Consider the following 16370-nt stretch of genomic DNA (forward strand, 5'->3'; position numbering starts at 1 on the left):
CCGGCTCCGGCGCCGACTCCCGCCCCGGCCCCGACGCCGGTCGCGCTGGCGCCGGAGCCGGCGAGCACGGCGACCGCCGACGACGCGCCGGCCACGCCGGTCGGGACGACGGCCCAGCCATCGAGCCTCGGCACCACCGCCGTCGCGAGGCCGACGCGGCGCGAGCCCGAGCCGCAGGCGCCGACCCCGGACACGCCCGAGCCCGAGGTGCCCAAGCCCGACACGCCCGAGCCGGACCCGCCCAAGCCCGACACCCCCAAGCCGGACGCGCCCAAGCCCGACACACCGACGCCGGACCCGCCCAAGCCCGACACACCCAAGCCCGAGGTGCCCAAGCCGCCCGCGCCCGCTGGCTCGCCGTCGCGGTGGTGGTGCCACGTGGGGAAGTGGCACGGCTACTGCGTGGTCGTGCGCCGCCCGGGGCGGTGACGTCCGCGATCGAGCAGCCGCGCCGCCGCGCCGCGGGGAGCGCACTCGACGGATGATCGGGGGACGGCGGATCGCGGTCGCCACGACAGTCGATCGTGCCTACCACCCGTTCGACGTCCGACGTCCCCACCCTCCGGCGGCGCGAGCTGCTGCTCGCCGGTGCCGCCACCGCCGCCGCCGGCGGCCTCGTCGTGCCGCCTCCCGCGCTCGGCGACCCGTCACCGCCGTTCGACCTCCCGGCCGGGATCGCGGTCGAGCGGCGCCGGTTCGAGAACTGGTCGGGGGAGATCGTCCACGAGTCGGTCTGGACGGCCGCTCCTCGCGACGCGGAGGAGGTGCTGCGGCTGGTCCGCTGGGCGGCGCGTCGCGGCTGGCGCCTGCGGGCGCGGGGACACGACCACACGTGGGCGCCCTTCGCGGTTGCTCCCGGCGTCGCGGTCGGACGGACGCTGCTCGTCGACACCACCCGTCACCTGACCGGCATCCGCGTCGTGACCGGAGCGCGGCCCCGCGTCAACGCCCAGGCGGGGGCGGCGATGGAGGCGATCCTCGGGGCCCTGGCCGAGGCCGGCCTGGGGCTGACCGCGGTGCCGGCGCCCGGTGACCTGACGATCGGCGGCGTGCTGGCCGTCGGCGGCCACGGCACGGGGATCCCCGCGGTCGGCGAGCAGCGCCGGGACGGCGCGAGCTACGGGTCGATCAGCAACCTCGTGCTGTCGCTGCGGGCGGTGGTCTGGGATGGCGCGCAGGGGCGCTACGTCCTGCGGCGGTTCCACCGCGACGATCCGGCGATCGCGCCGCTGCTCGTCAACCTCGGGGCCGCGTTCGTGGTCGACGTGGTCGTGCGGGCGGTCCGCGACGTCCCGCTGCGGTGCGAGAGCTTCCTCGACATCCCGATCGAGGAGCTGCTGGCGCCGACCGCGGGCGGTGGGCGACGGACGCTCTCGTCGTTCCTCGACCGCGCGGGCCGCGCCGAGATCATCTGGTACCCGGGCACGAAGAGCCCGTGGCTGAAGGTCTGGACCCCGATGCGGGTCCGGCCGCAGGAGAGTCGCCGCGTCGAGGCTCCCTACAACTACCCGTTCTCGGACCAGATGCCACGGCCGGTCACCGATCTGATCGCGCGGGCGGCGATCGCGCCCGGCGGCCTCGGGCGCGTGCTGGGCCAGGTGATGCACGGCGCGACGGCGGTCGGGCTCGAGGCGACCCGCTCCAGCGACCTCTGGGGCCGCTCCAAGGACACGCTCCTCTACGTCAGGCCGACGACCCTGCGCGTGACCGCCAACGGGTACGCCCTGCTCACGCGGCGGGAGAACGTCCAGCCGGTCCTCGCCCGGGTGCTGGCCGAGCTGCGGCGCGCCGAGTCCGCCGGGGCGCCCGCGCTGCTCGGGCCGACGGAGGTGCGCGTGACCGGGCTCGACCACCCGGGCGACTGCGGGCGCGACGGCGCGGTGGCGCCGGCCCTCTCGGCGCTGCGGCCACGGCCGGACCATCCGGAGTGGGACGTCGCGATCTGGCTCGACCTGCTGACGATCCCCGGCGCGCCGGGCGCGATCGCGCGGATGGTCGCCTTCGAGCGCTGGCTGCTGGCGGCTTTCGATCCGGGGGAGGTCGGCGTTCGCGTCGAGTGGAGCAAGGGCTGGGGCTACGCTCGCAAGGGCGCCTGGCGCAGCCGGCACGTGCTGGAGCGCGTGATTCCGGCGTCGTTCGACGCCGGAGGGGGCCGCGGCGGTTGGCGGCCGACGGTCGACGCGCTGACGCGGCTCGACCCGCACGGCATCTTCCGGAGCCCGCTCCTGGACCGGTTGCTCGGGTGAGGTCCGGCGGCCGGTCCCCGCGGTCGTCCGGCGAGGGCGGGCGGCTGCCGGCGCGCGAGCGGCGGAGCGCGCCGCCGACGCCCCGCGAGGCGTTCGACCTGCTGGTCGTCCCCGCGGTGGTGCTGGCGGCGGTCGTCGTCGCCGGCGTCGTCGCGGTCGCGGGGTGAGCGCCGGCCGGGCTCAGGCGCCGGTGCGGAGCGCCGCCAGGTCGGCCGAGAGGCCCCGGTAGTCGCGCTCCACGTGGCGGCGGACCGCCGGCTGGTCGCCCGGCTTCGTGGAGAACGAGCGGTGCACCTGCCGGGAGCTGGTGCGCACGACCGTGCCGCGGTGCTCGTCGACGACCTCGTCGATCGCCTCGGTCGAGCGCTCGACCGCCTCGGCGAGGACCAGCGTGCGGTGCCACGGCATCGGGGCACCGAGGATCGTCGTCTCGTCGTCGTGGCGTTCGACGATCGGAGCCAGGTCGGCGTGGGTGGCGCTGACCTCGTCGCCGCCGAGGGCGATCCCCATCGATCCCGCCAGCGGGCCGTCGAGCGCGTGGACCAGCGTGCCGAGCACGAGGGCCCGTCCCTCCGGGGCGTAGGCCTCGAGCGGTCGCAGGCGACCGTCGGTGCCCTCCTCGACGACCACGCTGCCGCGCACGTGCACGAGGCGCTTGAGCGCGGCGTGGACGTCGAGGCTGTCCTGCCAGCGCGGAGCCCCGATCGCGAGCAGCTGCCGGTGGGTTTCGCCGGCGAGGCGGACAGCGGGGGCGGAGCGTCGAGGAGGCATGGCGAGGGGAGGGGTTGGTGCAGTGAGGCTAGAACTGTACCAATGTTCCCCTAGAGCGCAAGTCCGCTCGCGGGACGGGCGGAGCGCCAACGGACGGGCGCCGCTCCCGGGACCCCCCGGTCCCGGGAGCGGCGGAGGGATCAGCGGCCCCCGACGGCCCGCAGCGTCGACGCGGCGTCGCCGGTCAGCGGGATGGTCGGGCCGCTGCCGACCTGGATCGCGGTCGGCTTGGTCGAGCCGGTGACCGGGAAGATCACGTTGAGCACGACCTTGCCGGCGGTGAACAGCGCCTGGGCGACCGGGCGCAGCAGGTCGCCGACGACCGGCACCGCCAGGATCGGGTTGGCGACTCCGTGCACGAGGGCCGAGATCGCGTAGTTCATCGTGTTGTCGAACCAGGCCGACAGGTCGGCCACGGCACCGAGGCCGAGGAACTGGAGGATCCCGCTGAACGGGCCGATCGTCCGCATCGACGCCCGGCCGCCGGCCAGCGCGCCCTGGTTCAGGACGATGGTGATCTGCTTGACGCGGGACGGGTCGGCGCCGGCCGGGAGCTGGCCGCTGAGCAGCGGCGCCGGAGCGGCGACGCGCGGGGCCAGCGGCGAGCTCGAGCGGAGCACGGACTCCGGCGCGTACGGCAGCGCCGCGCGACGGGCGCGGAGCTGACGGCGGGCCTTGGCCTTGCGGGCCGCGGCCCGGCGGGCCTTCGCCTTGGCGCTGCTGCCGGTGGTCGTGGCCGGCGACGAGGCCGAGAGCCCGGCCCGGGCCGCGGCGGTGGTCGAGGTGACGGAGGCGCTCGCGGCGCCGGCGCCGATCCCGACGGCCAGGGCGGCCGTCGCGATCGTGGTGCCGAGCGTCGCCAGCCGCCGTCGCGTGACGGTGGTCAGGGACATGGTGCGTCCTTTCGGGGGATTGGGGTGGAAGCGGTCCGCGCGCCTAGTGCTGGTGCGCGGTGAGGTCGCCGCAGCCGGGGAACGAGTGCACGTAGGCCTTGTTCAGGAACGACGTGAACTTGCCGGCGTTCGGGCCGAGGGCGCCGATGGTCGACTGGTAGATCGGATCCAGCAGCCCGACGATCGTCGCGTGGATCGGATGGAGCGTCCCGATCGCCGCGGAGACCGGGCCGACCAGGCCCGTCGCCGCGGTGCTCAGCGGATCCATGATGTCGCGCAGGACCTTGAGCCCGTTCGGTCCGAGGACCACGCCGAGGTTCTGGCGGATCGGGTCGAGGATCGCCGAGAGGAGCGGCTGCACGATCGGCCGTACGAGGCTGTCGTAGATCGGCATCAGCGGCGCCGTCAGGTAGCCGAGCGGCGACAGCAGGGTGCCGGCGAGCTGCGCCACCGGCCCGACGATCGCGCCCGTCGCGGTGCTGACCAGCTGCGCCACCGGGCTGAGGACCCAGTTGAGCAGGCCGGTGGCCGGGCTCAGGGCGCCGAACAGCGGCTCGCTGATCCCCCGCAACGGCCCCGCGAGGCGCGCCAGCGGCCCGGTCAGCGCGCCGGCCGTGGCGGCGAACCGGCTCAGCACCTGGCCGAGCGCGACCGAGAGTGGCTTGGCCGGGTCGAGCAGCGCGTTGACCAGGTCCGCGGTGGTCGCGCCGACGCCGGCGGCCAGGCGGTTCGGTCCGGTCAGGAGCTGCTTCAGCGTCGCGTCGAGCGGGCCGACCAGGAAGCTCAGCGGGCTCGAGCAGACCGGGCTCGTGCCGCCGCCCATGACCCACTCGCCCGGGTTCGGCGGCTCGTCCTTCGGGCCGCAGCCCTCGCTGCCGGTCATGCCGGGCCCCTTGGCGACGAGCGCCACGCAGTCCCAGTCGACGGTGCCGCTGGTCTGCGAGCCGCGCTTCTTGGCGAACTCCGTGACGATCCGCAGGCGGTAGGTCCCACCGAGGCGCAGGGCGGTCGCGGGGACCTCGTAGCTGGCGGCCTTCCAGTTCGCGGTGGGGGTCAGCTCGCGGCCGCCGTTCTGGGCCACGACCTTCTTGTCCTGGTCCAGGACCTGGACGATGTAGCGCCCGTTCTCGAGCTCGCCGGGCTGGAAGCGCTTGACGTTGGCGCGCAGGCGGTACTGGACGACGTTCTTGTCCGGCAGGTCGCCGTCGTGGCCGCGATAGGTGAACGCCGGGGACGTCCAGAAGTGCGAGACGGCGCCGCTGGGGAGTCTCGAGCCGTTCAGCTGGACGCGGATCAGGCCGTTGGTGCCGTCGAAGGCCCAGTTGCCGTCGGCGACCGCGCAGATCGCGAGCAGCACGCAGGCCGAGCGGTCGCGGCTCTGCGTCCACATCCCCTCGTAGCGGTCGAAGGTGCGACCGTCGACGTCGTCGACGTAGACCATGCCGGTGCCCGAGTTGGCCAGGCCCGACTGGCCCATGTGGCCCCCGTGCTCGCCGCTGCCGGACCCGCTGTCCGGCTCGGTCGCGGTGGTCTGGGCGCCGCCGTGGTCGCCGTGATCGCCGTGGCCGTCGGCCCCGGTGGCGGTGCCGCCCGTGGTCGTTCCGTCGGCGCCGGTCGTCGTGGCGCCGGTGGTCGTCGTGCCCTCGGTCGTCGTACCGCCGGTCGTCGTGCCCTCGGTCGTCGTGGCGCCGGTCGTCGTGCCCTCGGTCGTCGTACCGGTGGCGGCGGCCGCCTCGGTGCCGGTCAGGACCGCGGCGCCGCCGGCCGAGGCGCAGGCGTCGCCCGCAACCGCCGCGCTGGCGGCGACGAGGGCGACGCAATCGCTCTCGATCGCGCCGTCGACCCGCTCGCGGGCCGTGGTGGTCGCGGCGAGGGTGAAGCGCAGCCGGTACGAGCCGCCGAGCTTCAGCGCGGCAGCGTCGATCTCGGTCCGGCGGTCGGCCCAGCCGTCGCCGGGCCCGGCGACCTGCGCGGTCGCGACCGGGGCGCCGCCGCGGGCCGGCACGACCGAGACGGTCAGCGGCTGGTCGGCGAACAGCCGGCCGAGCTGGCCGGTCGTGCGCTGCCGCAGCACCAGGCTCTGCGCCTTCGGGGCGTGGTCGCCGGAGCCCCGGTAGTCGAACGCGGGCGAGGTCCAGGTGACCGAGCCGGAACCGGCGCGCGAGGCGGCGCCGGTGATCCGGACCCGCAGCAGACCGTCGCCGGCGGCGTCGGCACGGGCGCTGGAGAGGGACAGGCCGGTCGTTCCGGGGGCCTGGCCCCGTACGTCCCAGCCGCCGGTGGTGGCGTCGAACGTGCGGGCGTCGACGGGCGCCGGATAGCGGTTGACAGCGTCGTGGGCCTGGGCGGCCGGCGCCGCGAGCAGCGCGACGGCGGTGCCGAGCAGGGCCGCCGGAAGCAGCTTCGTTGGTGTCGTCATAGGGGAGAGTGACCTGGTGGGGAGGAGGCCCGTCGGAACGACGAGCTCGCCTCACCTGTCGCGGCTCCAAGACCGCCGACCCCCTCCGAATGTGGGGTTTGGACCGTGACGTTGCGCACACCGCGACGGCGCGACGGGTCACCGCCGCATCCTCGGATCGTGGGTCGGGTCGGCGTACGGGGGCGGGCAGCCCTGGGCGGCGGCGTCGGGGCGGCGCTCGAAATGCCAGGGCTCGTTGCCGTAGACCCGGCAGAGCCCGTACGCGGCGCCGTGCGCGGACAGCCACGCCGCGGCGTCGGGGGGCCCGATGTCGACGGCGTCCCCCGACACGTGGGCGGACGTCGTGGGGGTGGCCACCCACCGGGCGGCCTCGGTCTCGGAGCCGTACTTCGCGACCGCTTCCCGGAGCAGGTGCTCCTGGTACTCGGCGGACCGCCAGCCGCTGTCGACGAGGAGCTGGATCCTCTCGGCGGCGGCCGCCGACCCCGCCTGGCGCAGCGCGGCGAGCAGCGTCGGATCGAGGTTGGCCACGCCCGGGACCTCGTCGTCGAAGACGGTCGTGCCGTCGGGGATGGCGCCCGCGGCCTCGCCGAGCGACGCGCGGAAGTCGGGGCCGCGATCGCGGTGCTCGCCGCGAAGGGCGTCGATCGCGGACGTCCCCATCGAGGACGAGGACGCCAGCGGCTGGTAGCCGGCGACGACGACGATCGCCGCGACCACGGCGAGCAGACCGCCGAGCCGCCGCCTGCGAATCCGCGTGCGGTGGATCGCGATCCGTGCCGGTCCGGTGGTGCGGCCGCCGCCGACCGCCCTGCTCGCGGCGCGGGTCATGCGGCCTCCTGGACCTCGGCGAAGCGCGGATCGAGCGGCAGCTCGCCGGCAGCCCAGTAGAACGGGTCGACCGTCTGGTCCCCGAGCAGCTGCCGGCGGATCGGCGACAGGGCAGCCCACTCCGGCACGGCCTCGAACGGGACGTCGCGCGAGGTCAGCCACCGGTAGCTGTAGGCCATGAACATCGCCCGTCGCACGCGCGGGCCGAGGTTGTCCCGCCGGCGGTGCCAGAGCCGCGCGTCGAACACGGCGACCGTGCCCGCCGGACCGAGGACGGGCACGCCGTCGGGCTGGTCCTCGTTGGGGTAGCGCGACCGCGTGTCGAGGTGGCTGCGAGGGACCACCTCGAGCGCGCCGTCGTCCGGGGACGCCACGTCGGTCAGGTAGACCGCGACCTTCAGGGTCACGCGGGGCTGATCGCGCCACAGCAGCCGCATGTCGCGGCCCAGCAGCCCGTTGTCGCGGTGCCAGCGATGGGCCCCGGTGGGCGGGTGCGGCGGGTGGACGTCGAGATGGGAGTGGTTGATCGAGATGTTGGGCGAGAGCAGCTCGACCGCCAGCGCCAGCAGCGGCGGCCAGTCGACGACCTCGGCCAGATCGCGGTGCTGGGCCAGGCCCGACAGCTGGTGCAGCTGCCCGCTGGCGGTGGCGTCGGCGGAGCGCGCCGCCACCTCGTCGACCGCCCGCCGCAGGCGGCCGGCGAGGGGCCGCTCGAGGGCTCCGACGACGCACCACCCCTGCTCCTCGACCGCGTTGGCCATCTCCGCCGTCGCCTGCTCCGCCTGCTTGCCGTAGCTCATGCCCGCAGTCAACGGACCGCGGCGTTGCCAGCCCGTATGCGGTTTTCGATATGCCGGCGATAGGCGCCGCGCGCGATCGTCAGGCCGCGGCCCCGGGGGCGAGCGACGGGGCGCCGACCGCCTCGCCGTAGGCGCCGACCACGTCCTCGAGCCGCGCCACGCGGCTGCCCTTGATCAGCGCCCCGTCGCCGGGACCGAGCGTGCGCAGCAGCGCGACGGCGTCGTCGACGCCGGTCACGTGCGCGTCGCCGTAGAGGCCGGTCCCGTAGCCGACCACGTCGATTCCGAGCTCCTCCGCCAGCCGGGCGATCCGGCGGTGCTCGGACGCGCTTCGGTCCCCCAGCTCGGCCATCACGCCGAGCAGCGCCAGCTTGCGCTCGCCCGGCAGCGCGGCCAGCGAGCGCACGGCCGCCTCGGCCGACGCGGGGATCGCGTTGAAGCAGTCGACGACCAGGACGGGGCCGCCGGGCAGCTGGTGGACCTCCATCCGCCAGGGCGAGCCGCGGCGCTCCCCGAGGGCCGTGGCCACGGCGTCGACGGGGACCCCGCACCACAGCGCGGCCGACGCCGCGGCCAGCGCGTTGGCCACCTGGTGGACGCCGTGCAGCCCCAGGCGGACCTCGGCCCGTCCCCACGGCGACGACAGCCGGAACCGCGCGCGCAGGTCGCGGTCGACGGTGACGTCGTCGGCCCGCACGTCGGCGTCGGCGTCGATGCCGTACCGCAGCACGGGGCAGGCGCTCAGCGGCGCCATCGCGTCGACGCGGCGGTCGTCGGCGTTCAGGATCGCGACGCCCGACGCCGGCAGCGCGGCCACCAGCTCGCTCTTGGCCCGCGCCACGCCGTGGAGGTCGCCCAGGTACTCGACGTGCGCCATCTCGACCCGGGTCACGATGCCGACGTCGGGACGCGCGACCTCGGCCAGCCGCTCGATGTCGCCCTCGCGCCGGACGCCCATCTCGAGGACCACCCACTCCGGGGCCTCGGGGGCGCCGAGCAAGGTCAACGGCAGCCCCAGCTCGTTGTTGAACGACCGCTCGCTCGCGGCGACGCGAAAGGTCGACGCCAGGCAGCCGGCGAGCAGGTCCTTCGTCGTGGTCTTGCCGACCGATCCCGTGACCCCGATCGCGCCGCCGACCCGATCGCGGGCCAGCGCCCCGAGGCGCAGCAGCGCCGCGCCGGTATCGGGGACGCGGATGGCTGTCCCGCCGACCGGCTCGCGCGCGGTCAGGTACGCCGCCGCGCCGGCCTCGAGCGCGGTCGGGACGAAGTCGTGGCCGTCGCGCCTGGCCGAGATCGGAACGTAGAGCTGCCCCGGCCGGATCGTCCTGGTGTCGATGCTCGCGCCGTCGACGACGACGTCGGGCCCGATCAGCTCGCCGCCCAGGTGGGCCGTCAGCTCAGCGGTCGAGAAGCGCACGGCTCACCCCGCGACGGCCGTGGGCACGGCCAGGTCGCCGGCGATCGGGAAGTCGAAGTAGGTGTCCGGATGCGGCTCGTCGTCGAGGGTGTAGTGCCACCACTCGCAGTCGTAGGGCGTGAAGCCGGAGGCCGTCATGATCGAGCGGAGGCGGTCGCGGTTCGCCGCCTCGACGGGCGAGATCGCGGGCGCTCCGTGACGGGAGACCGGGTCCATCAGGTCGTAGGTGCCGCCCATCGCCGCGAGCTCGCCGGTCGCCAGGTGGTGGAGCGTCAGGTCGACGGTGCTGCCCCGGCTGTGGCCCGACCTCGCGGCCACGTACCCCTGGCGGACCATCTCGGCCCGGTCGATGTTGGGATAGTGCCGCGGCTTCGTCCGGCCGTCCTCCGGCTGCTCGATCCAGCGCAGGAAGCTGTCGACGGCGCGTTGCGGGCGGTAGCCGTCCCAGAGCAGCAGGCCGAAGCCCACGGACGTGGCCGCGTCGCGCGCGGCTCGCAGGGCGGCGCACAGCGCCGTGGTGCCGACGATGCGGTTGACCAGGTACCCGGCCACCGGCTTGCCGGTGAAGTTGTCCCAGGTCGCGTACTTCGCGTCCCAGCGGATCCCGTCCACGAGCTCGTCGACGAAGGCGAAGTCGCCGCTCATCGCCCGCCCCCGGCCAGCGCCAGCGACAGCATCCGGTCGAGCACGTCGCCGAGCGGCAGCCCTGCCGCCGCCATCATCCGCGGGTAGCGGCTGTAGGAGGTCAGGCCGGGCAGCGTGTTGACCTCGTTGAGGATCACGCGGCCATCCGCCTGGAGGAACATGTCGACCCGCGCCAGCCCCCGGCACCCGAGGGCGCGGTAGATGGCCTTCGCCGTCTCCTGGACGAGCGCGCGCGACGCCTCGGGGATGTCGGCGGGAACGGTGACGGTCGCGTTGTCCGAGCCGCTCTCCGGATCGTCCTCCTGGTGGATCCGGAAGAAGCCGTGCGACAGTGCGATCTGGTCGACCTCGCCGGCCAGCAGCTCACCGTGGTCGCCGAGGATCGCGCAGCCCACCTCGCTGCCGGAGATGGCCTCCTCGATCACCACCTTCGCGTCGTAGCGTCGCGCCGCGCGCATCGCGGCCGGCAGCTCGCCCGGGTGCGAGGCCTTGTTGACGCCGAACGACGAGCCCGAGCGGGCCGGCTTGACGAAGACCGGGTAGGCGAGCTCGGCGGGATCGGCCCGCTCGCCCGCCTCGACGGTCCGGAAGCTCGGCGTCGCGATGCCCGCCGCCCTGACCGCCATGTACGTCAGCGACTTGTCCATGCAGAGGGCCGAGCTCTGGATGTCGCAGCCCGCGTAGGGGATCCCGGAGAGCTCCAGCAGCCCCTGGATCGCGCCGTCCTCGCCGCGCTTGCCGTGCAGCACCGGCAGCACCACGTCGAGGCTGATCGTCTCGTAGCGGGCGGGCGGGCCCGGCTCCAGCACGAGCAGGCCGTGGGTGCCGCGGTCCGGCGACAGGACGACCGGATGGTGCGGGCCGTCCTCCCACGCGGGGTCGGGGCCGTCGCAGAGCCGCCAGGCGCCGTCCGCGGTGATCCCGACGTAGTAGGGCTCGTACTTCTCGAGATCGAGGTGGCGCGCGACCTCGTGCGCCGACTTGACGGAGATCGGATGCTCCTCGGAGCAGCCGCCGAAGAGGATCCCGACCTTCGACCTACGCATGCCGGGCCCCGCCCTCGAAGGCCAGGCAGCCGGCCAGGCTGGCCTCGACGGTGTCGCGCAGCGCGTGGTCCGTGTAGTAGGCGACGTGGGGGCTGATCAGCACGTTCGGCAGCTCGTGCAGCCGCAGCAGCGCCTCGCTCGGGATCGGCCGGTCGCTCCAGTCGGCGTAGAAGACCCCTTCCTCGCCCTCGACGACGTCCAGCGCCGCGCCGCCCAGCCTGCCGCTCTCCAGGCCGAAGATCAGCGCCTCGGTCTCGAGCAGCCCGCCGCGTCCGGTGTTGACGATCACGGCGCCGGGCCGCATCCGCTCGATCCGGCGGCGATCCAGCAGGTGGTGCGTCGCCGCGGTCAGCGGCGTGTGGAGGGTCACGACGTCGCTCTGCTCGAGCAGCGCGTCGAGCGTGACGTAGTCCGCGCAGGTGGTGGGCCGCGGGTCGCAGGCCAGGACGCGGCAGCCGAACCCCCGCAGCCGATCCAGCACCGCGGCGCCGATCCGACCGGTTCCGACCACTCCGACGGTCAGGTCGCGCAGCTCCCGCCCGCGGGTGCCGCCCAGGCTGTAGTCGTGGGCGTCGGCCCGCCTGATGACGGACCGGGCGTGCCGCAGCGCCATCAGCGTCAGCATCAGCGTGTAGTCCGCCACGCTGTCGGGCGAGTAGGCGACCGTCTCGACGACGATCCCCACGCGCTGCGCGTAGCCGACGTCGATGTGGTTGTCGCCGACGCTGCGCGTGGACACGTACCGCACGCCGGCCTCGCTGAGCGCGAGCAGCGTGCGGTCGCCGACGCGCGTCTTGTGCCCGATGCTGACGCAGCGGTTGCCGGCCGCGAACCCGACGGTCGCCTCCGACAGCGGCGCCTCGATGATCGTCGGCACCACGCCCAGCCGCGGCGCCATCTGCCGCGACAGGGCGGCCTCGTCCGGCTCGCAACCGTAGATCGCGACCCCCACCGCCGGGGCGACCGGGGAGCCCGGGGAGGCGAGCGAGCGCGTGGGGCGGACCGCGGTTCGTCTGGGTGCGCTGCGGAGCATTGCCGCAGTGAACGCCGCTGCGTGTTGCCCGCCCGTATGGGGTTTTCGATACGCCGACGATATGCGCCGGCGTTAGCCTCGAAGGGTGCGTGTGCTGATCGTCGAGGACGAGCCGTACATGGCGGAGGCCATCCGCGACGGCCTGCGCCTGGAGGCGATCGCGGCCGACATCGCGGGCGACGGCGACACGGCCCTGCGGCTGCTGAGCGTGAACGCCTACGACATCGCCATCCTGGACCGAGACGTTCCCGGGCCGTCCGGTGACGAGATCGCCGAGCGGATCGTCGCCTCCGGCAGCGGCATGCCGATCCTGATGCTGACCGCCGCCGACCGGCTCGACGACAAGACCTCCGGGTTCGGGCTCGGCGCCGACGACTACCTCACGAAGCCGTTCGAGCTGCAGGAGCTCGTGCTCCGGCTCAGGGCGCTCGACCGCCGGCGCGCCCACAGCAGGCCTCCCGTGCGCGAGATCGCGGGCCTGCGCCTGGATCCGTTCCGCCGCGAGGTCTACCGCGACGGCCGCTACGTGGCGCTGACCCGCAAGCAGTTCGCCGTGCTCGAGGTCCTGGTCGCGGCCGAGGGCGGCGTCGTCAGCGCCGAGGAGCTGCTGCAGCGGGCGTGGGACGAGAACGCCGACCCCTTCACCAACGCCGTGCGGATCACGGTCTCGGCGCTGCGCAAGCGCCTCGGCGAGCCCGGGATCATCGCCACCGTCGCCGGTGTCGGCTACCGGATCGACGCGCAGGACGGCGAGCGTGGGGGAGACGTCCGTGGATAGGCGCCCCGGGCTGAGCGCGCGCCTCAAGCTGACCCTCAGCTACGCCGGCTTCCTGATGGTCGCCGGCGTCCTGCTGCTCGCGGTCGTGTGGGTGTTCCTGCTGCGCTACGTCCCCGACGTCGTCGACCGGGCGGCGCCGCCCGGCCGTGCGGTGCTGATCACCGGTCCCTCCCGATCCGACCTCCTGGACGCCTTCGTGCCGAAGGCGTCGATCGCGCTGGGCTCGCTGCTGGTCTTCGGCCTCGTCGGCGGGTGGTTCCTCGCCGGGCGGATGCTCACCCCGCTGGCGCGGATCACGGCCGCCACGCGCGTGGCCGCGGGCGGATCGCTGGCCCACCGAGTCCGGCTGGAGGGCCGCAAGGACGAGTTCCGCGAGCTCGCCGACAGCTTCGACGCGATGCTCGCGCGGCTCGAGGCGCAGGTCGCCGAGCAGCAGCGCTTCGCCGCCAACGCGTCCCACGAGCTGCGCACCCCGCTGGCGGTCACGCAGACGCTGCTCGACGTGGCCCGCAAGGATCCGGACCGCGACAACGGCGAGTTGGTCGAGCGCCTCCACGCCGTCAACGCGCGGGCGATCGAGCTGACCGAGGCGCTGCTGCTGCTCAGCCGCGCCGATCAGCGCTCCTTCGTCCGCGAGCCCGTCGACCTGTCCCTCGTCGCGGAGGAGGCGGTCGAGACGCTGCTGCCGCTCGCCGAGGAGCGCGGCGTCGAGATCGAGACCCTCGGCGACGTGGCCCCGACCCTCGGCTCGCACGCGCTGCTGCTGCAGCTGGGCACGAACCTCCTGCACAACGCGATCGTCCACAACCTGCCGGAAGCGGGCACCGTGTGGATCACGACCGGCGTCGGGCCCCGCGGCGCCGTGCTCACGGTCGAGAGCACCGGCGAGAAGGTCGCGCCGCAGGTGGCGTCGACGCTGGTCGAGCCGTTTCAGCGCGGCAGCAGCCGCGTTCGCAGCGACCACGCGGGCGTCGGCCTGGGCCTGGCGATCGTCAAGAGCGTCACCCAGGCGCATGGCGGAACCCTCACCCTCGATCCGCGGGCCGGAGGGGGGCTCTCCGTCACCGTGCAGCTGCCGGCGGCTCCAGCTTCTCCGCCAGCTCGACGATGATTCCGCCGGGCCGCGCACGTAGCAGAGCCGGTAGGTGCCTGAGCGAACGTCCAGTCTGGTTCGGGTGCGACTCAGCGGCGCCACCAGGCGCCGTCGCCCAGGTCGCGGAGCGCGTTGGTGAAGCAGTGCACCTCGCCCTGCCGCACGTGCGGCGATGGCCAGGTGTCGACCCAGCGGACGGTGATGCCCTTCGCCTTCAGCGCCCGGGCGGCGTCGTCGGCGAAGAGGTCGCGGCCGCCGACCACCGGGCCGTGCGGGGTGGCGGCCAGGAAGGTCCGGCCGCCCGGGGCCAGGCCGTTGGCGACGTTACCGGTCCACGCGATCTGCCGGCGCGTGTCTTGGGCGATGCCGAACAGCACCGGCACGCGGACCACGTCGGCGTCGGTCAGGCCCAGCTCGCGCCGCAGGACGACCAGCTGAGCGTCGATCCGGCGGGCCGCCGTGGCGCTCTGGTCGGCGATCTTCGAGCGCAGCAGCGCGGCGACGGTGGGGGAGGGCAGGGGCCGCGCCTGATCGTCGTAGCGGTCGGCCGAGCCGACCACCCGGGCCCGCCGCCGCTCGCGCGCCGACAGCTTCCGCAGCCGCCGCAGCGCCCCGCCCGGGTCGGCGGCCACCAGCGCCCAGCCACGGGGCGTTGCGGCCGGGACGAACGCGAAGATCTCGTCGACGTGGCCGACCTGCAGCCAGCCGGTGTCGACGGTCAGCGCCGGCTGGGCGCCCTGCGCCGTGATGACGGTGGCCGCCCGTGCGGCCTCGGAGCCGCTGACCAGGACCTTGCCGTGGGGCGCGCCGGGCACCGGCGGCGTCGCCTCCAGCCCGCCGTCCATCTCCCACGGGCTCTTGGTGGAACCTCCGAGCGCGACGCCGGAGTCGGCCCCGCGAAGGGTCCGCAGCAGCCAGGCGGTGTCGCCGTGGCGCGCCAGGTCGGCCGCCCGCTCGTCGGCGAACCCGGTCGACCGCAGCGCGACCCGCACCACGCGGCTGCCGTCGGGGCCGGGGACCGCGGCGTAGGCGGGCTCGAACTGGTCCTGCACGAACGCCCACGCGTCGGGGTCGGTCGTGAGCTGGCGGCCGAGGCCGACCGCCGCGACCGCGGCCTTCAGCCGCCGGTCGAACGCGCGCCCCGCCAGACTGAGCGACCGCACGTTGTCCGCCTGGCGACGGCCGATCGCGCGGTAGCTTTCGGGATCGCGGTGGTAGCGCCGCAGGAACTTCGGCACGTCCTTGCGCTTCGCCGTCCTCAGGAACTTCACGGTACGGCCGACCTGCGCGCGGGACTCGCGGTGATCGGCGTCGATCTGGCGCCGGCTCTTCGGCGCGTTGGCGAACAGCGTCCGCGCGGGCGCGGTCTGTGGCACCAGCAGCACGGGGGCGACGTGGGCCGCCAGCTGGTCGCTCGCCGTCTGGCCGCCGGCCCGGACCTCGAGCGCGACCTCGATCCGCCCGTCCCAGCCGCCGTCGCCGGCGATGGCGGTCGCCTCGAGCCCCAGCACGACCCCGGCGCGGAGGTCAGCCGCCGAGAGCGCGGCCGCCGGCGACCAGCGGCCGCCGTCGCGGCGGAACAGCCGCGCGTGCTGCTGGTCGGTCGCGATCCGGACGCTGCCGTCGGCGTCGTCGGGCGCGCCCGTCCACGGCATCACCCGCAGCTCGGCCAGGTCGAGCGCGTCGCGGTCGCCGTTGACGACGTCGTCGGCGCCGTCGCGGCAAGCGGCGGCCGCCGCCGGCGTGAACGGCTTCTCGACGAGCTTCGCCAGCTCGGCCGCGCAGCGGCCGCTGTCGTCGTCGACGTTGGGCAGCACGAGGACGCCGGCGGCGACGGTGCCGGTCCGCTGGGCGGCCACGTCGCGGTCGCCGGCGACGTCGATCCGGCCGTCGCGGTCGGCGTCCCCGCGCAGCGCGGCGACCGGCGCGGCGGCTGCGCCCGGCGGAGCGGCGAGGGCGAGGACGAGGACGGCGGGGACGAGCCGCATCGGGTTCCTGGGTCGGGAGATCACGCTCCCTCCATCGCCCTGGGCGGCGGATCCGTGTCAGGGCGCGGCGCGGACCGCGATCACCCCGTAGCCGATCGAGCTGGGTGCGGGCCCCCGCACATGCGTGCGCAGCGATTCGCGGCGGGCGGCGGCCAGCGGGATCCCGCGGCAGCGCAGCCCGACGCGCAGTGAGCAGGCGGTCGCCGTCTCGAGGATCGCCCAGCGGACGCCGAGCGCGTCGGCCAGCTCCGCGAGCGGGCGCGGCGGCTGCGCGGCCAGCGTCGTCCGCAGCCGGCGACAGGGGCGCGGACCGCCGGCCGGCGGGCACGCGATCGTGGCGCTGCCGGGCAACGTCAGGTGCGTGACGCCGGACGATCGCGTGCCGCGGAAGCGGCCGGCGCGCGGCG

Annotated in this window: 15 protein-coding genes and 1 pseudogene; 5 read left to right on the forward strand and 11 right to left on the reverse strand. The window is 75.1% G+C overall.

What is annotated here, in order from left to right; genetic code table 11:
• The 3 genes and pseudogenes from PAI11_RS18265 to PAI11_RS27460 all read left to right on the forward strand — a co-directional run.
• Positions 1–429, forward strand: a pseudogene (locus PAI11_RS18265) (hypothetical protein); the annotation flags it as partial.
• Positions 430–524: 95 nt separating this feature from the next.
• The gene (locus tag PAI11_RS18270; RefSeq protein WP_007577555.1) at positions 525–2246 is read left to right on the forward strand and encodes a cholesterol oxidase substrate-binding domain-containing protein; all 1722 of its coding nucleotides are present in this window, start codon (positions 525–527) and stop codon (positions 2244–2246) included.
• Positions 2243–2413, forward strand: a complete 171-nt coding sequence (locus PAI11_RS27460; RefSeq protein ID WP_007577557.1) for a hypothetical protein — start codon at positions 2243–2245, stop codon at positions 2411–2413. Before PAI11_RS18270 ends, PAI11_RS27460 begins: the two co-directional genes overlap by 4 nt.
• A gap of 13 nt (positions 2414–2426) precedes the next feature.
• Here the strand turns inward: PAI11_RS27460 and PAI11_RS18275 are convergent, their stop codons facing one another.
• The 9 genes from PAI11_RS18275 to PAI11_RS18315 all read right to left on the reverse strand — a co-directional run bounded on the left by PAI11_RS18275 (position 2427) and on the right by PAI11_RS18315 (position 11969).
• Complete coding sequence (locus tag PAI11_RS18275; RefSeq protein WP_040600908.1) at positions 2427–3017, reverse strand: hypothetical protein; 591 nt, start codon at positions 3015–3017, stop codon at positions 2427–2429.
• 140 nt (positions 3018–3157) lie between these two features.
• A complete protein-coding gene (locus PAI11_RS18280; protein WP_007577561.1) occupies positions 3158–3910 on the reverse strand; it encodes a hypothetical protein in 753 nt (250 codons plus the stop codon).
• A gap of 43 nt (positions 3911–3953) precedes the next feature.
• The gene (locus PAI11_RS25945) at positions 3954–6329 is read right to left on the reverse strand and encodes a hypothetical protein (RefSeq protein ID WP_007577563.1); all 2376 of its coding nucleotides are present in this window, start codon (positions 6327–6329) and stop codon (positions 3954–3956) included.
• 138 nt (positions 6330–6467) lie between these two features.
• Complete coding sequence (locus PAI11_RS18290; protein WP_007577565.1) at positions 6468–7160, reverse strand: M15 family metallopeptidase; 693 nt, start codon at positions 7158–7160, stop codon at positions 6468–6470.
• Positions 7157–7960, reverse strand: a complete 804-nt coding sequence (locus PAI11_RS18295; RefSeq protein ID WP_007577567.1) for a phytanoyl-CoA dioxygenase family protein — start codon at positions 7958–7960, stop codon at positions 7157–7159. Before PAI11_RS18295 ends, PAI11_RS18290 begins: the two co-directional genes overlap by 4 nt.
• Positions 7961–8039: 79 nt before the next feature.
• On the reverse strand, positions 8040–9380 hold the full coding sequence (locus PAI11_RS18300) for a UDP-N-acetylmuramoyl-tripeptide--D-alanyl-D-alanine ligase (RefSeq protein WP_007577568.1): 1341 nt from the start codon (positions 9378–9380) through the stop codon (positions 8040–8042).
• A gap of 3 nt (positions 9381–9383) precedes the next feature.
• Positions 9384–10025 carry a D-Ala-D-Ala dipeptidase VanX gene (vanX, locus tag PAI11_RS18305; protein ID WP_007577570.1) on the reverse strand — a complete coding sequence of 214 codons (642 nt, stop codon included), beginning with the start codon at positions 10023–10025 and terminating at the stop codon, positions 9384–9386.
• Positions 10022–11071, reverse strand: coding sequence for a D-alanine--(R)-lactate ligase (gene vanA / locus PAI11_RS18310; protein WP_007577572.1), 1050 nt, complete (start codon positions 11069–11071; stop codon positions 10022–10024). Before vanA ends, vanX begins: the two co-directional genes overlap by 4 nt.
• The gene (locus PAI11_RS18315) at positions 11064–11969 is read right to left on the reverse strand and encodes an NAD(P)-dependent oxidoreductase (RefSeq protein ID WP_007577573.1); all 906 of its coding nucleotides are present in this window, start codon (positions 11967–11969) and stop codon (positions 11064–11066) included. Before PAI11_RS18315 ends, vanA begins: the two co-directional genes overlap by 8 nt.
• Positions 11970–12189: 220 nt before the next feature.
• Between PAI11_RS18315 and PAI11_RS18320 the strand changes: the two genes are divergently transcribed.
• Both PAI11_RS18320 and PAI11_RS18325 read left to right on the forward strand, forming a co-directional pair.
• The gene (locus PAI11_RS18320) at positions 12190–12882 is read left to right on the forward strand and encodes a response regulator transcription factor (protein WP_007577575.1); all 693 of its coding nucleotides are present in this window, start codon (positions 12190–12192) and stop codon (positions 12880–12882) included.
• The gene (locus tag PAI11_RS18325) at positions 12875–13993 is read left to right on the forward strand and encodes a sensor histidine kinase (protein ID WP_007577576.1); all 1119 of its coding nucleotides are present in this window, start codon (positions 12875–12877) and stop codon (positions 13991–13993) included. Before PAI11_RS18320 ends, PAI11_RS18325 begins: the two co-directional genes overlap by 8 nt.
• A 71-nt stretch (positions 13994–14064) precedes the next feature.
• Here the strand turns inward: PAI11_RS18325 and PAI11_RS18330 are convergent, their stop codons facing one another.
• A complete protein-coding gene (locus PAI11_RS18330) occupies positions 14065–15963 on the reverse strand; it encodes a protein-arginine deiminase type III (RefSeq protein ID WP_007577577.1) in 1899 nt (632 codons plus the stop codon).
• 57 nt (positions 15964–16020) lie between these two features.
• Positions 16021–16370 (reverse strand): hypothetical protein (locus tag PAI11_RS27465; protein ID WP_040600910.1); only part of this gene is annotated, 350 nt, incomplete at its 5' end.

It is taken from the genome of Patulibacter medicamentivorans, assembly GCF_000240225.1.
GTDB classification, from domain to species: Bacteria; Actinomycetota; Thermoleophilia; order Solirubrobacterales; family Solirubrobacteraceae; genus Patulibacter; species Patulibacter medicamentivorans.

Coding starts and splice junctions, on each gene's coding strand:
- PAI11_RS18275 (WP_040600908.1), bottom strand. CDS start 3,017: ATGCCTCCTCGACGCTCCGCCCCCGCTGTCCGCCTCGCCGGCGAAACC.
- PAI11_RS18280 (WP_007577561.1), bottom strand. CDS start 3,910: ATGTCCCTGACCACCGTCACGCGACGGCGGCTGGCGACGCTCGGCACC.
- PAI11_RS25945 (WP_007577563.1), bottom strand. CDS start 6,329: ATGACGACACCAACGAAGCTGCTTCCGGCGGCCCTGCTCGGCACCGCC.
- PAI11_RS18290 (WP_007577565.1), bottom strand. CDS start 7,160: ATGACCCGCGCCGCGAGCAGGGCGGTCGGCGGCGGCCGCACCACCGGA.
- PAI11_RS18295 (WP_007577567.1), bottom strand. CDS start 7,960: ATGAGCTACGGCAAGCAGGCGGAGCAGGCGACGGCGGAGATGGCCAAC.
- vanX (WP_007577570.1), bottom strand. CDS start 10,025: ATGAGCGGCGACTTCGCCTTCGTCGACGAGCTCGTGGACGGGATCCGC.
- vanA (WP_007577572.1), bottom strand. CDS start 11,071: ATGCGTAGGTCGAAGGTCGGGATCCTCTTCGGCGGCTGCTCCGAGGAG.
- PAI11_RS18315 (WP_007577573.1), bottom strand. CDS start 11,969: ATGGCGCCGCGGCTGGGCGTGGTGCCGACGATCATCGAGGCGCCGCTG.
- PAI11_RS18330 (WP_007577577.1), bottom strand. CDS start 15,963: ATGCGGCTCGTCCCCGCCGTCCTCGTCCTCGCCCTCGCCGCTCCGCCG.